Origin of the sequence: Anaeromyxobacter sp. SG64 (assembly GCF_022690745.1) — a bacterium.
Classification (GTDB): domain Bacteria; phylum Myxococcota; class Myxococcia; order Myxococcales; family Anaeromyxobacteraceae; genus Anaeromyxobacter; species Anaeromyxobacter soli.
This window is the reverse complement of sequence record NZ_JALCZB010000080.1, coordinates 1-20802: the sequence shown is the minus strand read 5'-3', so window position 1 is coordinate 20802 and position 20802 is coordinate 1. Positions and strand designations below refer to the sequence as shown.

The window sequence follows — 20802 nt, the reverse complement described above, 5'->3', positions numbered from 1 at the left end:
CCGGCGCGACCGGAACGCGGCCGGAGCGCGCGCGACGACCCGGCCGCGCTCGCGGCGGGCGGCGGCCGGCTCGGCGTAGGCGCGGAGCACCTGGAACGTGTCGTTCGTGACGAGCCCGCGCCAGACGAGATCCCAGAGCGCGTCCACCGTCTGCTGCTCGTACCCGCCGCCCGCGGCGGCGTGCAGCTCGGCGAAGAACGAGGCGCCGCGCCGGGCCAGGTGCTCGAGGATCCGCGCGCCGCGCTCGCCCTGCGGCGCCTCCGCCGCCGGGCGGGTCGTGGGCAGGAGCCGGGGGAACGCGTCCGCGAGGTAGAGCGCGATGCGCCCGTCGTGCTCGCCGATGGGCTCGAGCCCCACCCAGAGCACCTCCCCCGCCGCCGCGAGCGCGTCGACGTCTCCCCGCAGGTACCCGTCCACCCGCGCCGGCAGGATCTCCGTCTCGAGGAGCGAGGCGGGGAGCGGCGCGCCCTGGAGCTTCTCGACGGCGTCGAGCACGGCGTCGAGGCCGCGGCCCTTGCGCGGGATGCCGTGCCAGCCGAGCAGCATGCGCGCGAACGCCCGCGGCTCGACTGGCTCGATCTCCTCGCGCAGCCGCGCGAGCGAGCGGCGGCGGAGGCCGCGCAGGACCTCCGGGTCGCACCACTCGCGCTCCGCGCCGTGCGGGCGGAACGCCCCCTCGAGGAGTCGGCCGCGCTCGAGGAGCCGCCGGAGCGCGCCCTCCGCCGTGGGGCGCGGGATCCCGAAGCGCGCGGCGAGCTCGCCGGTCGTGAACGGCGCGTGGCGGCGCGCGTGGCGCGCGGCGAGGCCCTCGAGCGCGTCCGCCACCGGCCCGAGCAGCGCCTCGGGCACGCCGGGCGGGAGCGGCACGCCGAGCGCGTCCCGGTAGCGCGCGGAATCCTCCACGGCCACGAGCCGCTCCTCCCCTGCGATCCGGAGCGGGATCGCCCGCCGCTCCGCCACGAGCCGCTCGGCGCCGGCGGCCACCTCGGGGGTCGCCGACCGCCGGGCGATCTCCTCACGGGAGAGGTCGCCGAGGCGGAGCAGGAGATCCGCCACGCCGTCCACGCTCCGCGCGCGCGTGGCCGGCGCGAGGTGCTGGAGCTGCGCCTCCAGGGCGACGAGCGCGTCCGCGTCGAGGAGCTCGCGCAGCTCGGCCTCGCCGAGCAGCTCGCGGAGCTGGGCCTGGTCGATGGTGAGCGCCTGAGCGCGGCGCTCGGCGAGCGGCGCGTCGCCGTCGTAGATGAAGCTCGCCACGAACCCGAAGAGCAGCGAGGCCGCGAACGGCGACGGGACGCGCGTGTCGGCGGTGACGACGCGGACGCGCCGCGCGCGGACGTCGCGCAGTACCTCCTCGAGCGCGGGCAGGTCGAACACGTCGCGCAGGCACTCGCGGTACGCCTCGAGCAGCAGCGGGAAGGCCCCGTAGCGGGACGCGACGGCGAGGAGGTCCGCGGCGCGCTTGCGCTGCTGCCAGAGCGGGGCGCGCTGGCCGGGGCGGCGCTTCGGCAGGAGCAGGGCGCGGCCGGCGGCCTCGCGGAACTTGGCCGCGAAGAGCGCAGTCGCGCCGAGCTGGCCGACGACGAGGTCCTCCACCTCCTCCGGATCCGGCAGCAGGAACGACACGTCGGGCGGCTCGTCGGACCCCGGCAGCCGCACCGCGAAGCCGTCGTTCGTCCAGAGCGTCTCGACGTCCGCGCCGAGGCGCTCGCGCGCGCGGACCGTCGCCGCCATCGCCCACGGCGCGAGGACCGGGCTGCCGAGCGGCGCGAGCACGCACACGCGCCAGTCGCCCAGCTCGTCGCGGCAGCGCTCGACGAGGAGGGTGCGGTCGTCCGGGACGGCCCCTGTCGCCTGGGCCTGGTCGTCGAGGAAGCGGAGGAGGTTGTCGGCGGCGCGCGCGTCGAGATCGTGGACGCGCACGAGCCGCGCGCGCGCGGCCTCGCGGGGCGTCTCGCGCAGGGCGCGGACGAGCCGGCCGATGCGGCGGCCGAGCTCGAGCGGCCGCCCCGCCGAGTCGCCGTGCCAGAAGGGCATCTTCCCCGGCTCGCCCGGCGCGGGCGAGACGAGCACGCGGTCGTGGGTGATCTCCTCGATGCGCCAGGTCGAGGCGCCGAGGAGGAACGTCTCCCCGACGCGCGACTCGAACACCATCTCCTCGTCCAGCTCGCCGACGCGGGTGTGGCCCTGCTTCCCGCCCGCCAGGTAGACGCCGTAGAGGCCGCGGTCCGGGATGGTCCCGCCGTTCACGACCGCGACGCGGCGCGCCCCCTCGCGCGCCCGCAGCTTGCCGCGCACGCGATCCCAGGTGACGCGCGGGCGCAGCTCCGCGAACTCCTCCGAGGGGTAGCGGCCGGAGAGCATGTCCAGCACGCCCTCGTAGACCGAGCGCGACAGCTCGGCGAACGGGGCGGCCCGGCGGACGGCGTCGTAGAGCGCGTCGACCTCCCAGTCGTCGAGCGACACCATCGCGACGACCTGCTGGGCGAGGACGTCGAGGGGGTTCCGCGGGTAGCGGGTCGCCTCCACCTCGCCCGCGTGCATCGCCTCGGTGAGGCCGGCGCAGGCGAGCAGGTCGGCCCGGTACTTCGGGAAGACGACGCCGCGGCTCGGCTCGTCGATGCGGTGGCCCGCGCGGCCGATGCGCTGCATCCCGCTCGCGACCGAGGGCGGCGCCTCGATCTGCACCACGAGATCGACGGCGCCCATGTCGATGCCGAGCTCGAGCGAGCTCGTCGCGACGAGCCCCCGAAGGCGGCCCGCCTTGAGCGCGTCCTCGATGGCCACCCGCTGCGGGCGCGCGATCGAGCCGTGGTGGGCCTGCACGAGCAGCTCGCCCGCGAGCTCGTTCAGCGCCGCCGCGAGCCGCTCCGCGATGCGCCGGCTGTTCACGAAGACGAGGGTCGTCCGGTGGGCGCGCACGAGCTCGAGCAGGCGCGGGTGGATGGCGGTCCAGATCGAGGCCCGCACCGGCGCCTGGCTCGCGTCGCCGCTCGCGAGCTCGAGCGCCTCGCCGATGCGCGACATGTCCTCGACCGGGACCTCGACGCGGAGCTCGAGCGCCTTGCGCGCGCCGGCGTCCACGAGGGTGACCGGCCTGTGACGGAGCGCGCCCCCGGCGCGGAACTCGGCCATCGCCGAGGCGCCCGGGCTCGCCGGGGAGGCGGCGCCCTCCCCCGCGCCGCGGCGCTCGCGGGGCCGCGCGGGCGGCGGGGCCGGGACGGGCTCGGCGCCCCCGAGGAAGCGCGCGACCTCCTCGAGCGGCCGCTGCGTCGCGGAGAGGCCGATGCGCTGGAGGGGCCGCCCCGCGAGCGCCTCGAGCCGCTCGAGCGACAGCGCGAGGTGCGCGCCGCGCTTGGTCGGGACGAGCGCGTGGATCTCGTCCACGATGACCGTCTCGACCGAGCGCAGCACCTCTCGCGCGTTCGAGGTGAGCACGAGGTAGAGCGACTCGGGCGTGGTGATGAGGACGTCGGCGGGGACGCGCGCGAACCGGGCGCGCTCCGCCGCGGGCGTGTCGCCGCTCCGCACCGCCACCGCCGGGAGGCGGTACGCGTCGCCCCGCCCCGCGGCGACCTGGGCGATGCCCGCGAGCGGCGCGCGCAGGTTCCGCTCGACGTCCACGGCGAGCGCCTTCAGCGGGGAGACGTAGAGCACCCGGAGCCGCTCCTTCCTGGGCGGCTCCGGCGCGAACATCAGGCGGTCCAGGCAGGAGAGGAACGCCGCGAGGGTCTTGCCGCTCCCGGTGGGCGCGAGGAGCAGGGTGCTCTCGCCGCGCCGGATGGCCGGCCAGGCGAGCGCCTGCGCCGGCGTGGGCGCCTCGAACGCCCGCGAGAACCACTCGCGGACGGCGGGCTGGAAGAGCTCGAGCGCGGCCGCGCGGGCCTTCGCGTCCATCCGCCAGGTTTAACTCACGCGGCGCGCCGCTGCGCGGGCCGCTGCAGGACGACGCCCTCCGCGCGCGCCGCCTCGGCGAGGCGCGAGAGGGCCTCCTCACACGCGCCGCAGTCGGAGCCGGCGCCCGTCGCCGCGACGACCTCCTCGACCGTCCGGCCGCAGCGCACCGCCGCTCGCAGGTCCCCGTCCGACACGTCCCGGCACACGCAGATCTTCACGCCCGCACCCGCGACGCCCGGCAGAGCCAGCAGCGCCCGTACACGGTGAGCGAATGAGCCTCCACGACCACGCCGCGCGCGGCGGCGCGAGCCTGCACGCCGTCGAGCAGGCCCGCCGCGTCGAGCGGCGTGACGCCGCCGCAGCGGGTGCAGACCAGCCGATCGCGACCGGCGAAGGGAGGAACGGAGGGCGAGGGAGCTTCGGGACCTGGGTTCACGCCACGCTCGGGAGGCTTGGGCCGAGGCACGATGCGACGACCCGTGAGACTCAATCTCAGTATCACGTCGATTTCCGCCGCAACGTGATCCGGATCAAGGCTCCCCCCGAATGCGAAGTTCACGAATCCTGGGCAAAACACGGGGGCTCCCCTTTCGGGGCCGCACTGCCACTGAGGGGGGAGCGGCGCGACAGCGCCTCAGCGCGCTCGACGCTCGGGACCTCGATGCCCAAGCCCGCTGCCCGCCGCCGCCCCTGCTGGGATGCGCGCGGACGCGGGCCGTCCTTACCCTGATCGCAACCGCCCGAACGGCGGTTTCCTCATGCCGAGGCGCCTCCTCTCACCCGCGCGGGCTGCGCTCCGCCATCACCGGACGCCCGCCGTCGTGCTCGTACTGGGGCTCGCGGCCACGCTCGCCGCCTGGGCGCTCGCGCGATCGACGCTCCGGATGCAGTCGAGGGAGCGCTTCGTGGACGAGGTGGACCGGGCGAGCGCCGCGCTGAACGAGCGGATGGCCGCCTACGAGGCGATGCTGCGCGCGACGAGCGGCTTCCTCCGCGGCGTCGGCGCCGAGCCCTCCGCGCTCGCCTTCCATGACTTCGTCGCGACCCTCGACCTCCGCGATCGCTACCCGGGCATCCAGGGCATCGGCTGGAGCAAGCTCATCCGTCCCGACGAGCTCGCGAACCACGAGGCGGAGCAGCGCGCCGCCGGGCGCCCCGGCTACCGCGTCTGGCCGCCGGGCGCGCGCGCTCTCTACTCGAGCATCGTCCTCCTCGAGCCGCTCGACTGGAGGAACCAGCGCGCCATCGGCTTCGACATGTTCTCCGAGCCCGTGCGGCGCGCCGCGATGGAGCGCGCCCGCGACACCGACGATCCGGCGGCGACCGGGCGCGTCGAGCTCGTGCAGGAGACGGGACGCGAGCGGCAGGCGGGGTTCCTCGTGTACGTGCCCGTCTACGCCGGCGCGCCCGCGACGGTCGAGGAGCGCCGGGACCGCCTGCGAGGGTGGGTCTACGCGCCGTTCCGCGCCGGGGACCTCCTGCGCGCCGCCCTGGACGCGACCGCGATGCAGAAGTTCGGGCTGTCCGCCTACGACGGCACCGAGCTCCGGGCGGAGGCGCTCCTCTTCGAAGCGGGTGCGCGGGACGACGAGATCCGCCTCGCCCTCGTCCGTCGCATCGACGTCGCGGGCCGCCCCTGGACGCTGCGCTTCGCGGCCGGCCGATCCTTCGAGAGCGCGACGGAGCGGCTGTTGCCCCTCGGCGTGGCCCTCGGAGGCCTCGCGCTCACGCTGCTGCTGTTCTGGGCGACGCGCGAGGAGGTGCGCGCGCGGACGCGGGCAGAGGCCTCGGCGCGCCGGGCGGTCTTCCTCGCGGAGGCGAGCAAGGTGCTCTCCTCCTCGCTCGACTACGCCGCCACCCTCCCCCGCGTGGCGACCCTCGCCGCCCAGCGCGTCGCGGAGCTGTGCATCGTCTATCTCGAGCGGGGCGACCCGCGCTGGACCGTGGGGCACGCGACGCCCGAGGTCGCCTCGCGCGTGCGCGCCGCGGTCGAGGGGTCCGGCTTCGAGCGGGACGTCGAGATCGGCCCCGCCGCCGCGCTCCAGGGAGGCCATCCCCGCGCCCGGAGCGGCTTCGATCCCGGCCGGATCGCCCTCGCCGCCCGGGCGCCCGCGCTCGCCGGCGCCCTGCGCGAGGCGGGCGTGGGATCCTCGCTCACCGTCGCGCTCGCGTCGCGCGGCGAGCGGCTCGGCACCATCACCTTGCTCGCCGGCGCGCGGCGCCGCTTCACCCGCGGGGACGTCCGGCTCGCGACCGACCTCGCCCGGCTGGTCGCGGCCGCGGTGGACACCTCCCGCCTCTACGCGGCGGCGCGGGCCGCAGTCCGCGAGCGCGACGAGTTCCTCTCGATCGCCTCGCACGAGCTGCGCACGCCGCTCACCTCGCTCGCGCTCCAGTCGGAGAGCCTGCGCGCCAAGGCGAACCGGCTCCAGCTCGACGACGTCGCGCGGAAGGCCGAGGTGATCCGCCGCAACGTCGACCGGCTCGCGCGGCTGGTCGCGAGCCTCCTCGACCTGTCGCGCATCACCGCCGGGAGGCTCGAGCTCGAGCTCGAGCCGTTCGACCTCGCGGAGCTCGCGCGCGAGGTCGTCGCGCGCTTCGAGGACGAGGCCCGCCGCGCGGGCTGCACGCTCGAGCTCGTCGCGCCCGAGCCGGTGCCCGGCTCGTGGGACCGGCTGCGGCTCGACCAGGTGCTGACGAACCTCGTGTCGAACGCCATCAAGTACGGCCCGAACCAGCCGGTGGAGGTGCGCGTGGAGGGGGTCGGCGAGCGCGCCGTGCTGACGGTGCGCGATCGCGGCATCGGGATCCCGCCCGAGGACCAGGCGCGGATCTTCGAGCGCTTCGAGCGCGCGGTGTCGAAGCGGAGCTACGGCGGCTTCGGGCTCGGCCTCTGGATCGTGCGCGAGATCGTGGAGTCGCTCGGGGGGACCGTGCGGGTGGAGAGCGCGCCCGGGAGCGGCGCCACCTTCACGGTCGAGCTCTCGCGCCGCGCGCAGACCCCGGCGCGCTCGCCGGCCACCGGGCTGAGCCCGGCGGCGCCCACCGCCTGAGCGGCAGGCGCGAGGCGCAGGCGGGACCGGCGGCGGCCGTGGCATGATGCGCCGTCCCGGAGGACCCCCGATGCGCCGCCTCGCCCTCGCTCTCCTCGCCGCGCTCCTCGCCACGGCCTGCCGCTCCCCGGAGGAGAGGCTCGTCGATCGGCGCCGCGACCTGCGCGAGTCGCTCGACCGGCTCTACTCGGAGTACGTCGAGGGCGGCTCGGCCGCGGACCGGCGGGAGGAGAAGCCCGCGGGCGGCGTCGTCGGCCGCTTCGTGCAGGAGCTGGACCGCTCGCACTTCGAGCAGAGCTGCCTCGCGGTCGGCCGCGGCGAGCGGACCTTCCTGCTCTCCGAGCAGCTGGAGGCGTTCCTGAAGGACGCCGGACACTCGCGCGACTGTCGCGAGGCGGCGCGGATCGACGCCGACGTCGCGGCGCTCGAGCGCGAAGTCCAGGCCCGCCCGTGAGCGGCCCTGCCCGAGAGGGGGCGCCCGCGCCCGCCGGGCTCCTCGCCCGGCTCGGCCTCGACCGCCCCGAGCTCCGCGCGTGGGTCCTCTACGACGTCGCGAACTCCGCCGCGGTGACCTCCGTGCTCACGGCGATCCTGCCCATCTACTACGCGCGCGTCGCGGGCGCGGAGCTCCCGCCCACGGTCGCCACCCAGCGCTTCGCGCTCGCCACCACCGCGGGCCTCGCGGTCGTGGCCGTGCTCGCGCCAATCCTCGGCACCCTCGCCGACGTGGCGCCGGTGAAGAAGCGGCTGCTCGCCCTGTTCGCGCTCACCGGGGCGGCGGCCACCGCGGCGCTGTTCGCGGTCGGGCCGGGAGACTGGCTCCTCGCCTCGGCGCTCCTCGTCCTCCTGAACGTCGGCCTCAACGGGAGCTTCGTGTTCTACGACGCGCTCCTCCCGCACGTGGCGCGCGAGGACGAGCTCCACCGCGTCTCCTCCGCCGGCTACGCCGCCGGCTACCTCGGCGGCGGCCTCCTCCTCGCGGCGCAGCTCGCCTGGATCGCGCGCCCGGGGCTCCTCGGCCTTTCTTCCGGCGGGACCCCCGCCCAGGCGACCCTCCCCACCCGGCTCGCGTTCGTGTCGGTCGCGATCTGGTGGATCGCCTTCACGATCCCGCTCCTGCGCCGCGTCCGCGAGCCCGCCGTGCGCGCGCCGGAGGGCGCCGCGCGGGAGGGGACGATCGCGCGCCTCGCCCGCACGGTCCGGCAGCTCCGCCGCCACCCCCAGGCCGCGCTGCTCCTCGCGGCGTTCCTCGTCTACAACGACGGGATCGGCACGATCATCCGCATGGCGGCGATCTACGGCAGCGAGCTCGGCCTCTCCCGCGGGGCCCTCATCGGCTCGATCCTCCTCGTGCAGCTCGTCGGCGTCCCGTGCGCGTACCTGTTCGCCGCGCTCGCCGGCCGCGTCGGCGCCAAGCCCGCGATCCTCGCCGGGCTCGCCGTGTACACGGGCATCGCGGTGCTCGGGTACTTCACGCGCACCGCGGCGCACTTCTTCGCGCTCGCCGTGCTCGTCGGGCTCGTCCAGGGCGGGACGCAGGCGCTCTCGCGCTCGCTCTTCGCGAGCCTCGTGCCGCGCCACCTCTCGGGCGAGTTCTTCGGGTTCTTCGCGGTCTCCGAGAAGTTCGCCGGGATCTTCGGCCCCGCGGTGTTCGCCCTCGCCATCGCGCTGACCGGGTCGAGCCGCGCCGCGGTGCTGTCCGTCATCGGCTTCTTCCTCGCGGGCGCGGCGCTGCTCCTCGGCGTGGACGTCGAGCGCGGACGGCGCGAGGCGCGCGCCGCGGAGGCGCTGGCGGGCACCGGGGTCGCGTCGCCTCCCGAGCGGCTCGCCTGAGGCCCGCGCAGGCCGGGCCACCCGCGCTCGCGCCCATTTGCCGAGGCATCTCGTCGGGTTCGCGCCGCCCGCGCCCGCGCCGCGGCCGCTCGCCCGGACGGCCGCGCGCCGTCGCCCCGTCCCGCCCGGGCCACGCGCCCGACGAACCTCACGCGGAGGTTCCCGGCGCGGCCCTTTTCGCGGAGAATCCCCCTCCCGCTTCCACCGACCGCCCCGACCGCGAGGAGCCCATGAGCCGAAAGAAGAACTTCAACGCCGGTCCCGCTGCACTCCCGCTGCCCGCGCTCGAGCGCGCCCGGGACGAGCTCCTCGACTTCGCGAACAGCGGCATGTCGGTGATGGAGCACAGCCACCGCGGCAAGGAGTACGAGGCCGTCCACGACGAGGCCCTCGCGCTCCTGCGCGAGCTGCTCGCCGTGCCCGCGACGCACGAGATCCTCTTCGTGCAGGGCGGCGCCTCGCAGCTCTTCGCGCAGCTCCCGATGAACCTCGTGCAGAAGGGCCAGACCGCGGACTACGTCGTGACCGGCGCGTGGGGCGAGAAGGCGCTCTCCGAGGCGAAGGTCGCGACCGCCATGCTCGGCGGCGCGGTGCGCGTCGCCTGCACCACCGGCACCGGCGAGGGGAAGGAAAAGTCCTACGTCCGCGTGCCCCGGCCCGACGAGGTGAAGGCGGACCCCGCCGCCGCGTACGTGCACGTGACCTCGAACGAGACGATCCACGGCGTCGAGTACGCGGTCGACCCGTCGCGCCCGTTCCCGTCCGCGGGCGGCGCGCCGCTCGTGGCCGACATGTCGAGCGACTTCCTCTGGCGTCCCTTCGACGTCTCGCGCTTCGGGCTCGTCTACGCGGGGGCGCAGAAGAACATCGGCCCGTCCGGCGTCGTCGTGGTGATCGTCTCGAAGGAGCTCGTCGAGCGCGGCCGCAAGGACATCCCCAAGATCTTCCAGCTCCGCACGCCGGCCGAGAACAAGTCGCTCTACAACACGCCGCCCACGTTCGGCATCTACATGATCCGGAACGTGCTCGCGTGGCTGAAGGGGCTGGGCGGGCTGTCGGCCATGGAGGCGCGGAACCGCAAGAAGGCGGCCCGGCTCTACGGCGCCATCGACGCGAACCCCGGCTTCTACCGCTGCCCGGTCGAGAAGGAGAGCCGCTCGGTGATGAACGTCGTGTTCCGGCTCCCGAGCGAGCAGGACGAGGAGCGGTTCGTCGCCGAGGCGAAGAAGCTCGGGATGGTGGGGCTCAAGGGGCACCGCTCCGTGGGCGGCATCCGCGTCTCGACCTACAACGCCGTCGAGCCGGAGTGGGTCGACGCGCTCGTGGACTTCATGGGCGCGTTCGCGAAGCGCGGCTGAGGCGGCTCACGGGCCGCCGCCCGCGCGCGGGTACGGCGGCCTCGCTCAGGCGATCCGCCCCGGGCCGGGTCCCCTCCACCGGGAGAGGACGTGCACGGGCGCCTTCGGAGGCTGCAGCAGGCCCACCTGCTGAAGGAGGACCGCCAGCGCCGCGGCGACGCAGTAGCCGAACAGCACCGCGAACGCCCAGGCGGGCAGGAGCGTCGAGACGTACAGCACCATCGACGCCAGGATCACGCCGAAGAGCGCCAGGTAGCGATCGGCGCGCGTGAGCCCCGACTCGGGCACGATCTCGACGAGACCGTCGCGGGCCCTGCGGCGTACGGAGGCGTGCGACATCCTGTTCCATTCTGTGCGCCAGCCCTGGCAGTGACAACTTCGAGCGGGGCACCTCCCCCAGGCAGGGACGGCGGCCGGGGCGAATGGCGCGCCACGTCGATCGTGCGGGCGCGCTGCTCGATCTCGCCGGCGTAGCGATCCCGGAGCGACTGCGCCTCGCGGACGAGCTCCTCGAACGTGCGGCGCAGCAGCAGCTCCACCGACAGCGTTCGCCCGCCGGAGCTCGTGAGCGAGCTGCTCAAAGTCTGCGCCGCGGAGCTCCGCGGCCGTCGCCCCGAGTCCTCCTCGCGTCCGCCCGCGAAGGCGGCCACGAGGCACGGCGCGAGGGTCGCGTCCCGGCCCTCCGGACCGAGACGGGTGAGGCACGGGGCGGCCCTGTAGGCGATCGTGCGCTGGCGAGCAGCCGCGGAACGCGCTACGGAGAAATCCATGCGACGCCTCGCCTCCTTCCCTGCCCTCCTGGCGGCCGTGCTCTGCCTCGCCGGGTGCGATGTCTTCGAGCGCCTCCAGAACGACCGCGTCCTCGCCGGCGTGCTCATCGAGTCCCCCGGCGTGAGCCAGCCGGACCAGAACGTGAATCTGGCAGGGACCGTCGCCGCCACCGTGTTCTTCGGGGAGGTCGACAAGGGCGCGAACCCTGCCGACGCCGCCTCGTGGCGCACGACGGGCCTCGACGGCGCGACGGTCCGCCTCACCTGGGACGGCGGGACCGCGACGCTCGCGCCGGCGGGAGCGGCGGGGCAGTACGCGCTCACCGGCGGCGCGCTCGCGTACGTGCCCGGCACCGCCTACACCTTCCGCGTCGAGTACGGCGGCGAGACGTACTCGGGCACGGTCACCGCGCCGCCCCGGCCGGTGCTGCAGGACGAGAGCGGCGCGCCGCTGCCCGTGGTGCAGGCGCCGATCGCGTACACGCAGCTCCCCGATCCCTACGTGCTGCGGCGGGATGGGACGAGCGTGGCCTTCTACGCCGTCACCGCGCTCTCGTCGCCGAGCGGCGCGGTGAACGCCTCCGCCGCCACCTGCACCAACGCGCCGGACGTCACGGACCCGATGGCGGTGGTGCGGCTCTTCCTCGACGACGGCGCCTGGCGCACGCCGACCTTCTCGCTCGCCAAGGCCGACTGCTTCCCCGCCCCCGCGCCGCAGTACGGCTACGGCCTGCTGCTCACCTCGGTGAACAAGGTGGGCGGTACGAGCCTCTCCTCGAACCTCTTCCTCGGGAGCGGGGTCGTCGCCGGCTCCGCCGCGGCGAGCGTGCTGCCGGTCCATTAGAACCCGCGCATGCCGCTGGTCACGATCCCGGGCTCCCCCGTCGCGCCCGGGCGTGCTCCGCTCCGCGTGAACGTCCGCGAGCGCGGGCGGGGCCCCGCGGCGCTCCTGCTCCACGGCGGCTGGGGCCACGAGGCGTACCCGTTCGACGCGGCGGCGGAGGCGCTCGCGCCGCGCCACCGCGTGATCGTCCCCGACCGGATCGGCTACGGCGCCTCGGAGCCGCTCGCGGAGCTGCCGCGCCGGTTCCACCAGGCGATGGCCGACGAGACGGTGGCCCTCCTCGACGCGCTCGGGATCGAGCGGGCCGCGCTGTGGGGCCACTCGGACGGCGCCGTCGTCGCGGCCTGGGCGGCGATCCGCCACCCGGCGCGCGTCACCGCCCTCGTGCTCGAGGCGCTGCACTTCTTCCGCGCCAAGCCGAGCTCGCTGGAGTTCTTCCGGACCGGCCTCGAGGCGCCGGAGCGGTACGGCGAGGGCGTCGTGCGCGCGCTCGAGCGCGATCACGGCGCGCGCTGGCGCGAGGTGGTCGCGCGCGGCGCCCGCGCCTGGCTGGACATCCTCGCGGAGGGAGAGCGCGCGGGCGGCGACCTCTACGACGGGCGCCTCGGCGAGATCACCGCCCGCACGCTCGTCCTGCACGGCAGGCGCGACCCGCGCCTCGAGCCCGGCGAGCTCGAGGCGGCGCTGCGCGCCCTCCCGCGCGCAAGCCTCGCGGTCGTCGACGCCGGGCACAGCCCGCACACGAGCTCCGCCGCGGGCCCCGAGGCGGTGCGCCGCGCGGCGGAGTTCCTCGCGCTTCCCTAGACGTCGATCAGCGTGGGCGGGGCTGGACGCAGCCCCGTCGCTCAATGTCTGCGGGCGTCCGGCGAGGGGGCCTGCCCCGGCTGCGGGCGCGCCTGGCCGGGCAGGGTCTGCCCGCTCATCCCCGTCTGCGCCGCCGTCGCCTGGCCCGGCTGCAGCTCCGTCTCGCGGCGCAGGCGCAGGTTGTTGTGCACCTCGTCCACCCCGAAGACCTCGTCCGCGAGGTCCTCGAGCATCCGCTTGTCCCAGCGGCTCCCGACGGTGCCGGTGAGCGTCACCTCCGCGTGCTCGACCTTCACCTCCACGTCGCTCGCGTCGAGATCGCTGCGCGCGATGCGCTCGGAGACGTCCTCGCGGATCCGCTCGTCGGAGCGCTTGTAGCCCTTCGGGCCGCGTCCGGTCATCTTGCGCCAGCCCTCCCTCACGCGCTCGCCGAGCCGCTCCATCGGGCCGGGCTCCTCTCCGCCGCGGCCCCAGTCGCTCCGGCCGCGGAACTCGTGGCCGCGCTCGCTGCCGCGGCCGAAGTCGCTGCGCGCCTCCCAGCGCCCCCGCCCCTCCTCCTCGCCGTAGCGCTCCGCCATCCCGCCCATGAAGCCGCCGTACTCCCGCCCGCGTCCGCGCTCCCACTCGCGCTCGCCGTAGCGGCCCCCGGGGCCCCAGGAGCCGGGCCCCTCGCCCGACGGCTCGAACTGCGTGGTGCGGTGCCAGCCGCCCTCGTCGCGCTCCTCGTGCTCACGGCCGCGCCCGAAGCCGCCCGCGCCGTAACGGCCCCCGGCTCCCCGGCCAAAGCCCGCCTCGCGATCGCGCAGGCGATCCCACTCCGCGCGCCCGCCGGGCTCGCGCCCCAGCTCGAAGCGCCCCTCGCCGCGCTCCTCGCGGCGCCAGTCGTCGCGCTCCTCGGCCTCGCGCCAGCCCCCGCCGCGCCAGGTGTCGTCGCTCCGCCAGCCGCCGCGCTCCTCGCGGCCGCGCGGGCCATGCGCCTCGTGCCCGTGCTCCCGCCCTTCCCACCGCCCCTTCTCCTCGTCCCAGCGTCCCATGGCTCTCTCCCTCGCCGCGCGGCTGCGCGGCGCCCCAGAGGTCCGTCGTGCTGCGCAGGAAAAATGTAGCCACCCCGCCGAGGGTCGAGCGCGCTCGCGCCCCGCCCGACCAGGCGGGCCGGGCGGCGCGAGAGCGGCCGGCGCGCGTCGAGGGGGAAGGAAGCGGAGGCCCCGCGCGCCGGGCGGCGGCGGGGCCTCGCGGTGGAGCGGGCGTGGCGCGGCGTGCGCGCCGGCTAGACCGGCTGCGAGGCGCCCTCCGGCCGGTCCTTCCCGGGCGCCGCGGCCTCGGCGCGCCGCGCGCTCCAGAAGCGCGCCGGCACGAGCGCGAACAGCATGAGCACGAGCTGCGTCCCGACGAAGGCGGACAGCGCCCAGAACGCCTTGTCCATGAACCCGTACGAGTGGAGCCCGACGCCGAGCATGTTCACGCCGAACCACGAGAAGCTCGTGATGACGTTCCCGAAGATCGCCATGGCCATGATCCCGCGCTCGCGCGCGTACCCCGCCCACCGGGCGTGCAGGATGATGGCGTTCCACAGCACGATGAGGAGCGCGCCGTTCTCCTTGGGATCCCAGCCCCAGAACCGGCCCCACGACTGATCCGCCCAGATGCCGCCCAGCACCGTCCCGACGAAGCTGAAGAACAGGGCGAAGCAGATGATGCCGTAGGTCATCGCGACGATGGCCTTGCTCGCGGCCGGGTCGGCGCGGCGCGTGAGGTGCCGCCGCACCACCCATCCGATGGCGAGCGCGCCCGCGAGGAACGTGCCGCTGTAGCCGATGGTGATGGTGACGACGTGCGTCGCGAGCCAGAAGTTCGAGTCGAGCACCGCGCGCATCATCTCCATCGTGTCGCCGTCGACGGAGAGGTGGTGCGCCACGATGAGCGAGGCGAAGCCCGAGGCGGCCGCCACCGCGGTCGCGAAGCCGCGGCGGTACATCCGCTCGAGCACGACGCCGAGGAGCACCGCGGCCCAGCCCACGAACACCGCCGACGAGTAGAGGTTCGTCACCGGCGGCCGGCCCTGGATGAGGACGCGCGAGGCGAGGCCGAGCGTGTGGACGACCGCGCCCGCGAGGAGGAGGCCGAACGCGAGCCGCTGCAGGAGCACCGGCCTCCACAGCCAGGAGACGAACACGGCGAGCAGCGCGAGCACGTAGATCACCATGCCCGAGTAGAACGGCTGCGCGGCGTTGAAGAGCCACTCGTGATCCGACCGGGCCGCCGCGTCCGGGCGGCCCAGCGCGGCGGTCGCGGCGAGGTCCGCGACGGAGCGGTTGAAGCTCGCCGCGTCCTGCGCCTGGTAGGCGAGGCCGAGGCGCGCCCACTGCTCGAGCCCCGGCTCGACGGTCGTCGTCCCCGTGAGCGCCTCACCCACCGAGCGCCACGCGTCTCCGGTCGGCGTCACGGGCAAGAGCGGCTTGAAGTGCGCGAGCTCCACGAGCAGCCGGTGCCGCTGCGGCGCGCCCGGGCCCGCCCGCGCCGCGATCTCGGCGGCGAGCCCCGGCGTCCCCTCGAGCTGCACCGTGTTCTTGAGGCGGTGGTAGAGGAACATCCGCTCGAAGAGGTTCACGATCGCGGACTGGAAGTGGCTTCGGACCTTGGGGTCGATCGGCTCGGCGGCCACGTACTGGCGCTGGATCTCGTCGATGCGCGGGGCGAGCGTCGCGAAGCTGTAGTAGCGGTTCCGGCTCTGCTGGATGCCGAGGAGCCCGAGCACCTCGGGGTCGTCGATGACGAAGAGCTCCTGCCGGTCGGCGACCTCCGGGCGGAACATCACGTCGAGGAGCCACTCGTCGGGCCCGATGCTCCGCCCCTCGGAGCTCGCCGACTGCTTCCCGCGGATCATGAGCAGCGCGTTGCGCGCGATGGTGTCGACGGGCTTCACGCGCCCGCCCTCGAGGATGGGAACCTGGCCGAACGCCTCGACGTCGAAGCCCCGGGGCTTCCCCGACGGGAGGAGCGACGAGGCGGCCCCGGCGAGGGCGAGGCCGAAGGCGATCCAGGGCACGGCGCGCTTCAGGTTCATCTCAGGCCTCCGAGGCGGCCTGCCGCCGCCGGCTGGAGCGGCGCAGGGTGATGGCGAAGTGGACGATGAGCCCGATGGCGACGAGGACGCAGGAGACGTACGGGATGAGCCACCCGGGGTTCTCGACCACCTGCAGGATCGAGAGCGTGTCGCCCTTGCCGAAGCTCGCCTGGTAGAAGGCCTTCCCCTCGTAGCGGAGCGGCTGGTTCATGTAGATGAGGACGTCCCGCTGCTCGCCGCGTGACGGGTTCGCGATGGTGACGAGCGAGGAGAAGTTCTTCGGGATCTGCGTGCCCGGGTAGACGTCGTGCCGGAAGTCCTTGAGGGTGATCGCGAAGGGCAGGTACTCGCGACGGCTGCGCAGCTGGAGCTGGTAGGTCCGCCCCTCGTGCGTGAACGACTGCGGCGCGCCGAGGCCGTTCGAGACGAGCCAGGTGCCGTAGCTCCGCCCGCCCGCGACCGGCTCCACGAAGGCGGCGGCCTGGTTCGTCTGGTCGTCGCGCGACACGGGCGGCCGCTCCCGCACGGCGACGCCCGTGCCGACGCCCGCGGTCACGGGCGACGGCGGATCGGCGGGGCCGAGCCGCGCGAGCTCCGCGTTGCGGAAGAAGCGCCGCACCTGGACAGCCACCGGCGTGCCGGGGATCGGGATCGCGCCGCCGCGCTCGAGGCGCGCCGCCGGGACGCTGTAGACGTCGTCCATGGCGGGATCGGTCACGTCGATCACGGCGAGCTCGAGCTCGCGCGGGCTCTCGACGTAGTTGACCGTCTGCCCCTCCTCCACCGCGAGCTGCGACTCCACCTGGAACGCGCCGGTCACGAACTCGCCGAGCACGAGCAGGATGAGCCCCGCGTGCGAGATCCACAGGCCGACCTTCTTCCAGGCGAGCTCGAGCCGGACGAGCTGCGCGAGGAACAGGTTCACGAGGAGCACGAGGCCGACGAGCGCGCCGCCGGGGAACACCGGGATCCGCAGCTCCGTGCCCGGGACGTCCCACCAGACGAACCAGGCGCGCATGTAGATCTCGACCGCCGGCCACGTCCCGAGCTTCACCTGCGCGAGCGTGCAGGCCATCACGAGCACCATGAGCGCCGCGAGGCACGCGATCGTCAGCTTCAGCGAGACGAGCGCGCGGAGGACCGGGTTAGTCGTTCGAAGCGTCACGGCGGAGGCTCTCCACGATGCGGAGGAAGTCGGGTCGGGCGGCGTCCACGGCGCCGGCGTCACCCGTCATCTTGATGAACCAGCTGTTCCCGTCCACGACCGCGAGGCCCGCGACGACGCGGCTCTTCGCGGTGCCCTCGCTCGTGAAGTCGTAGAGGGACACCGTGCCCGCCTTCGTCTCGAGCGGCCTGCGGGCCTTCGCGAGGGCGGGGCCGTCGAGCGCCGGGAGGCCGATCTGCCCGCGCCAGCGGTTCACGTTCGCGAGCTCGCCGCCCGCCTCTCCGGGCAGCACCGTCACGGAGACGTCGAGGCGCCCGCCGACCGGCGCCTTGAGCGTGGCGTAGCGCATGCCGCCGCCGCCGGTGGTCTCGGTCCACCGCGCGGGCAGCGTCCAGACGAGCTTGCTCCCCGCCACGGGGGACGGCGGCGCGGGCACCTGCCCGCTCGCCGGCATCATGGGCGACGCGGCGGGCGCCGGGGCCGCGGAGCCGGAGGACTTGGGCACCCGGTAATGGGCGATCTCCTCGCTGCGGCAGCCTGCGAGGGCGACGACCGAGACCGCCGCGGCGAGCGCGAGGGCGCGCGCGCCCGAGGGGCGGGATGGAGAGTCCAGGCGTGAAATCAAGGGCGTCTGACCTTCCTCGGGACGTAAACGCAAACTTCGCGCGGGCGAAGACCGGTGGGGCTCCGGCGGCAGGTTAGCGCCGGTACTGATCCGGATCAAATCTTGTCGGGGTGCTGACGGCTCGGGCATCCGGTCTCTTCAACCCGGCGCCCGCGGGTCGCCCGGTCCGCCCGAACCCGCCGGCCGCGCTCGATCATCCTGGCGCCGCCCCTCGCATTTTTCGTCGCCGGATGCGATACGGATCGGGATCCCGGAGGGAGCGGACCGCCCATGCAGCAGACCGAGAACCTGAACGTCGCGGCGTTCGACGTGATGCCCTCGCCCGACGAGGTGAAGGCTCACATCCCGCTCGACGAGCCCGCCGCCCGGACCGTCATCGCGGGCCGGAGAACCCTCGAGGCGATCCTCGACCGCCGCGATCCGCGGCTCTTCGTGGTCGTCGGCCCGTGCTCGATCCACGATCCGGTCGCCGGCCTCGACTATGCGCGGCGGCTGCGCGCGCTCGCGGACGAGGTCTCGGGCACCCTCTACCTGGTGATGCGCGTCTACTTCGAGAAGCCGCGCACCTCCCTCGGCTGGAAGGGCTTCATCAACGATCCGCGCATGGACGACTCGTTCCGCGTGGACGAGGGCATGGAGCGCGCCCGGCGGTTCCTGCTCGACGTGAACGAGCTCGGGCTCCCTGCCGGGACCGAGGCGCTCGACCCGATCGCGCCGCAGTACTACGGCGACCTCGTCGCCTGGACCGCCATCGGCGCGCGCACCTCCGAGTCGCAGACGCACCGCGAGATGTCCTCCGGCCTCTCCACGCCGGTGGGCTTCAAGAACGGCACCGACGGCGACCTCGAGCCCGCCGTGAACGGCATCGTCTCCGCGGCGAGCCCGCACTCGTTCCTCGGCATCAACGACCAGGGGCGCTCCGCGGTCGTGCGCACGCGGGGCAACCGCTACGGCCACATCGTCCTCCGCGGCGGCGGCGGGCGGCCCAACTACGACACCGTGTCGATCGCGCTCGCCGAGGACGCGCTCGCCCGGGCGAAGCTCCCGAGGAACGTCGTCGTCGACTGCTCGCACGCGAACTCGCGCAAGAAGCCGGAGCTCCAGCCGCTCGTGCTCCGCGACGTGGTCCACCAGATCCGCGAGGGCAACCGCTCCGTCGTGGGCCTGATGCTGGAGAGCTTCCTCGAGCCGGGGAACCAGCCCATCCCGCAGGATCTCTCGCAGCTCCGCTACGGCTGCTCGGTCACCGACGCCTGCATCGGCTGGGACACCACCGTCGAGAGCCTTCGCTGGGCGGACGAGGTGCTGCGCGAGGTCCTGCCCGCGCGCGCCGCGCCCTGACCCCCCGCGCTCCGTCAGGCGCGCTCGCGCTCCGGCGCTCGCGCCGCCCGCCGCTCCGGCTTGCCCAGGGGGCCGGACGGGCGCAGCGGATCCGGCCGCACGACGCTCCTCGGGCCCCGCGCCCGCTGCCCGGGGCCCCGCGTCGCGGCGCGCCGCAGGAACGTGACGAGCGCGCGCTCGGCCGCGTGGAGCCCGCCGCCCCTCGCGAGCCCCAGGACGTCGTCGGGCGAGAGCCCGCAGGAGACGACCTCCCCCCGCGCGAAGCCTTCGAGCACCGCGGGGCTGATGTACGAGCCGCGCGCCACCGCGGGCGTGTTCCCGAGCCGCTGCGCGACCGCCTTCACCGCGGCCTGGACGAGCCGCTTGCGGCTCGTGCGCCCGGGCACGAGCTCGCGCGCGGCCTCGGCGAGCGCGCTCGCGCAGAGCAGCGTCCCGGCCCAGGTCCGGAAGTCCTTCGCCGTGACGGACCCGCCGGCCGCTGCGCGGAGGTAGGCGTTGAGGTGGCGGCGGCGGACGTCCACGATCTGCCCGCCCTCGACGAACTTGAAGACGTCGCGGCCCGGCACGGCGAGGAGCTCGCGGACGAGGTGGGCGATCCGCCGGTCGCGGACCTCGCGCACCTGGCGCTGCCCCGACTTGCCGCGGTAGTCGAACACCACCCGGTCCCCCGTCACGCGCACGTGCCCGGGCCGCACGGTCGCGAGCCCGAAGCTCCCGTTCTCGCGCGCGTAGGCCTCGCTGCCGGGGCGCATCCAGGTCGCCTCGAGGATCCGCGTCATCCCGGCGAGCACGCGCTCGCGCCCGAGGCCGCGCCGGCGAAAGTCCCGCTCCACCCGGGCGCGCACCCTCGGCAGCGCGTCCGCGAAGCGCAGCAGGCGGCGGTACTTCGCGGCCGCCTGCCGGCGGACGAAGTCGGGGTGGTAGCGGTACTGCCAGCGCCCCGCCTTGTCGCGGCCGACGGCCTGGAGCTTCGCGCCCGCCGCCCGGCTCACGCGCACGTCGGTCCACGCCGGCGGGAGCCGCAGCGCCCGGATGCGCTCCACGTCCGCGGCCGCGGCGGGCCGCCCGTTCGCCTGCAGGTAGCGGAAGCCGGACCGCGGAGTGCCGACGCGCCGGAGCCCCTCGCGCTCGAGTCGCTCGATCGCCCTCATCCGATCAACCCCTAGGCACTGCGCGGGCGAGGCGCCAGCGGAGGCGTCCGTGCCGGGCTGAGGCGGGGCGCGAGGACTTGCCCGGTCGGGGCCGAGGCCGTCGGGATCAGCTGCGAGCGGGCGCGCCCACGTTCACGCCTGCGCCGCGCGCACCGCCCGCTCCTCCGCCGCGAGAATCGGCGGCGCCGGCACCCCGAGGGACGCGGCGATCGCGCGCAGGACCTCGCCTTCGGCCGGCCGCACCTTTCCGTCCGCGGTCACGCACGCCTCGCAGGCCGCGAGCACCCGCTCCTTCACGCGCGGCGCGGCCGCGTCGAGCGACGCGAGCGCCGTCTCGAGCCGCGCGGCGCCCACGCGGCCGCGCGGGAGGACGCGCCACGGGCCGCCGGTGCCGAGCGCCGAGACCGCCGCGTCGAGCGCCGCCTGCGCGGCGGCGCCGTCGGCAGCGCCCTGCCAGGCGAGCACGGAGAGCACCTCGAGGCACTCGACCTCGACCTCCGCGACGCGACGCGCCCCCGCGCCCTCGCGCGCCGCGCGGGGCGCGAGCCGGTGCGCCACGACGCGCTGGAGCGACCACTCGAACACGGTCGTCCGCCGGTCGGCCGCCGCGAGCGCCGCGAGGTCGCGCACGAGGGCCTCGCCGTCGGCGGGGGCGAGCCGCCCGAGCGCGGGCGCGGCGACGTCGAGGAGCGCCATCCTCCCCTCGCGCCCGGTCGACGACAGTGCACCCGCGAGCCGGGCCACCTCGGCGCGCAGCGCCGGGTCGGCGACCGCGGGGAGCTGCACCGCGCGGACCGTCTCGTCCGGATCCGCGAGGAGCGCGCGCACGAGCGCGGGCGCGCTGCCGGGGCCGCGCGCGGCAGCGAGCGCCGCGGCGGGGAGCGCGGCGAGCAGGGCCTG

Annotated in this window: 16 protein-coding genes and 1 pseudogene; 7 read left to right on the top strand and 10 right to left on the bottom strand. The window is 75.3% G+C overall.

The genetic code is table 11. From position 1 onward, the window contains the following. The 3 genes from MNZ29_RS18760 to MNZ29_RS18750 form a co-directional block, all read right to left on the bottom strand. Positions 1-3894 (bottom strand): DEAD/DEAH box helicase (locus MNZ29_RS18760; RefSeq protein WP_242356300.1); only part of this gene is annotated, 3894 nt, incomplete at its 3' end. A gap of 14 nt (positions 3895-3908) precedes the next feature. After that, positions 3909-4112: a (2Fe-2S)-binding protein gene (locus MNZ29_RS18755; RefSeq protein ID WP_242356299.1), complete on the bottom strand. Its 204-nt coding sequence runs from the start codon at positions 4110-4112 to the stop codon at positions 3909-3911. Then, positions 4109-4330, bottom strand: coding sequence for a hypothetical protein (locus MNZ29_RS18750; protein ID WP_242356298.1), 222 nt, complete (start codon positions 4328-4330; stop codon positions 4109-4111). The genes MNZ29_RS18755 and MNZ29_RS18750 overlap by 4 nt, the downstream gene beginning before the upstream one ends. Before the next feature lie 322 nt (positions 4331-4652). Between MNZ29_RS18750 and MNZ29_RS18745 the strand changes: the two genes are divergently transcribed. The 4 genes from MNZ29_RS18745 to serC all read left to right on the top strand — a co-directional run bounded on the left by MNZ29_RS18745 (position 4653) and on the right by serC (position 10138). Then, positions 4653-6947: a CHASE domain-containing protein gene (locus tag MNZ29_RS18745; protein ID WP_242356297.1), complete on the top strand. Its 2295-nt coding sequence runs from the start codon at positions 4653-4655 to the stop codon at positions 6945-6947. 70 nt (positions 6948-7017) lie between these two features. After that, positions 7018-7401: a hypothetical protein gene (locus tag MNZ29_RS18740; RefSeq protein ID WP_242356296.1), complete on the top strand. Its 384-nt coding sequence runs from the start codon at positions 7018-7020 to the stop codon at positions 7399-7401. Continuing rightward, a complete protein-coding gene (locus tag MNZ29_RS18735; RefSeq protein ID WP_242356295.1) occupies positions 7398-8780 on the top strand; it encodes an MFS transporter in 1383 nt (460 codons plus the stop codon). Before MNZ29_RS18740 ends, MNZ29_RS18735 begins: the two co-directional genes overlap by 4 nt. 230 nt (positions 8781-9010) lie before the next feature. Then, a complete protein-coding gene (gene serC / locus MNZ29_RS18730) occupies positions 9011-10138 on the top strand; it encodes a 3-phosphoserine/phosphohydroxythreonine transaminase (protein ID WP_242356294.1) in 1128 nt (375 codons plus the stop codon). Positions 10139-10183: 45 nt separating this feature from the next. On the opposite strand, the gene MNZ29_RS18725 is transcribed toward serC, so the two are convergent. After that, the gene (locus MNZ29_RS18725) at positions 10184-10477 is read right to left on the bottom strand and encodes a hypothetical protein (RefSeq protein WP_242340629.1); all 294 of its coding nucleotides are present in this window, start codon (positions 10475-10477) and stop codon (positions 10184-10186) included. A gap of 429 nt (positions 10478-10906) precedes the next feature. Between MNZ29_RS18725 and MNZ29_RS18720 the strand changes: the two genes are divergently transcribed. Together MNZ29_RS18720 and MNZ29_RS18715 are read left to right on the top strand one after the other, a co-directional pair. Beyond that, positions 10907-11752, top strand: a complete 846-nt coding sequence (locus tag MNZ29_RS18720; RefSeq protein ID WP_242356293.1) for a hypothetical protein — start codon at positions 10907-10909, stop codon at positions 11750-11752. A 9-nt stretch (positions 11753-11761) separates the two neighbouring features. After that, positions 11762-12556 (top strand): alpha/beta fold hydrolase, encoded by a 795-nt coding sequence (locus tag MNZ29_RS18715; protein WP_242356291.1) that lies wholly within the window; start codon positions 11762-11764, stop codon positions 12554-12556. 41 nt (positions 12557-12597) lie between these two features. Here the strand turns inward: MNZ29_RS18715 and MNZ29_RS18710 are convergent, their stop codons facing one another. The 4 genes from MNZ29_RS18710 to MNZ29_RS18695 all read right to left on the bottom strand — a co-directional run bounded on the left by MNZ29_RS18710 (position 12598) and on the right by MNZ29_RS18695 (position 17410). Next, the gene (locus MNZ29_RS18710; RefSeq protein ID WP_242356289.1) at positions 12598-13590 is read right to left on the bottom strand and encodes a BON domain-containing protein; all 993 of its coding nucleotides are present in this window, start codon (positions 13588-13590) and stop codon (positions 12598-12600) included. Positions 13591-13823: 233 nt separating this feature from the next. Next, a complete protein-coding gene (locus MNZ29_RS18705; RefSeq protein ID WP_242356287.1) occupies positions 13824-15620 on the bottom strand; it encodes a cytochrome c biogenesis protein in 1797 nt (598 codons plus the stop codon). Position 15621: 1 nt separating this feature from the next. Continuing rightward, positions 15622-16785 carry a cytochrome c biogenesis protein ResB gene (locus MNZ29_RS18700; protein ID WP_242340624.1) on the bottom strand — a complete coding sequence of 388 codons (1164 nt, stop codon included), beginning with the start codon at positions 16783-16785 and terminating at the stop codon, positions 15622-15624. Next, positions 16766-17410 carry a hypothetical protein gene (locus MNZ29_RS18695; RefSeq protein WP_242340623.1) on the bottom strand — a complete coding sequence of 215 codons (645 nt, stop codon included), beginning with the start codon at positions 17408-17410 and terminating at the stop codon, positions 16766-16768. Before MNZ29_RS18695 ends, MNZ29_RS18700 begins: the two co-directional genes overlap by 20 nt. Before the next feature lie 270 nt (positions 17411-17680). Here MNZ29_RS18695 and MNZ29_RS18690 point away from each other — a divergent pair, with 270 nt between their 5' ends. Further along, complete coding sequence (locus tag MNZ29_RS18690; protein WP_242356285.1) at positions 17681-18751, top strand: 3-deoxy-7-phosphoheptulonate synthase; 1071 nt, start codon at positions 17681-17683, stop codon at positions 18749-18751. Positions 18752-18765: 14 nt separating this feature from the next. Here MNZ29_RS18690 and MNZ29_RS18685 read toward each other — a convergent pair whose 3' ends face one another. Together MNZ29_RS18685 and MNZ29_RS18680 are read right to left on the bottom strand one after the other, a co-directional pair. Next, on the bottom strand, positions 18766-19902 hold the full coding sequence (locus MNZ29_RS18685; RefSeq protein WP_242356283.1) for a DNA topoisomerase IB: 1137 nt from the start codon (positions 19900-19902) through the stop codon (positions 18766-18768). A gap of 132 nt (positions 19903-20034) precedes the next feature. Continuing rightward, positions 20035-20802 (bottom strand): annotated as a pseudogene (locus tag MNZ29_RS18680) (peptidase M48); the annotation flags it as partial.

What these genes read in the sequence shown, in the direction of transcription:
- MNZ29_RS18740 (WP_242356296.1), top strand. Translation starts at nt 7,018, where the DNA reads ATGCGCCGCCTCGCCCTCGCTCTCCTCGCCGCGCTCCTCGCCACGGCC.
- MNZ29_RS18710 (WP_242356289.1), bottom strand. Translation starts at nt 13,590, where the DNA reads ATGGGACGCTGGGACGAGGAGAAGGGGCGGTGGGAAGGGCGGGAGCAC.
- MNZ29_RS18715 (WP_242356291.1), top strand. Translation starts at nt 11,762, where the DNA reads ATGCCGCTGGTCACGATCCCGGGCTCCCCCGTCGCGCCCGGGCGTGCT.
- MNZ29_RS18745 (WP_242356297.1), top strand. Translation starts at nt 4,653, where the DNA reads ATGCCGAGGCGCCTCCTCTCACCCGCGCGGGCTGCGCTCCGCCATCAC.
- serC (WP_242356294.1), top strand. Translation starts at nt 9,011, where the DNA reads ATGAGCCGAAAGAAGAACTTCAACGCCGGTCCCGCTGCACTCCCGCTG.
- MNZ29_RS18720 (WP_242356293.1), top strand. Translation starts at nt 10,907, where the DNA reads ATGCGACGCCTCGCCTCCTTCCCTGCCCTCCTGGCGGCCGTGCTCTGC.
- MNZ29_RS18705 (WP_242356287.1), bottom strand. Translation starts at nt 15,620, where the DNA reads ATGAACCTGAAGCGCGCCGTGCCCTGGATCGCCTTCGGCCTCGCCCTC.
- MNZ29_RS18685 (WP_242356283.1), bottom strand. Translation starts at nt 19,902, where the DNA reads ATGAGGGCGATCGAGCGACTCGAGCGCGAGGGGCTCCGGCGCGTCGGC.
- MNZ29_RS18690 (WP_242356285.1), top strand. Translation starts at nt 17,681, where the DNA reads ATGCAGCAGACCGAGAACCTGAACGTCGCGGCGTTCGACGTGATGCCC.
- MNZ29_RS18725 (WP_242340629.1), bottom strand. Translation starts at nt 10,477, where the DNA reads ATGTCGCACGCCTCCGTACGCCGCAGGGCCCGCGACGGTCTCGTCGAG.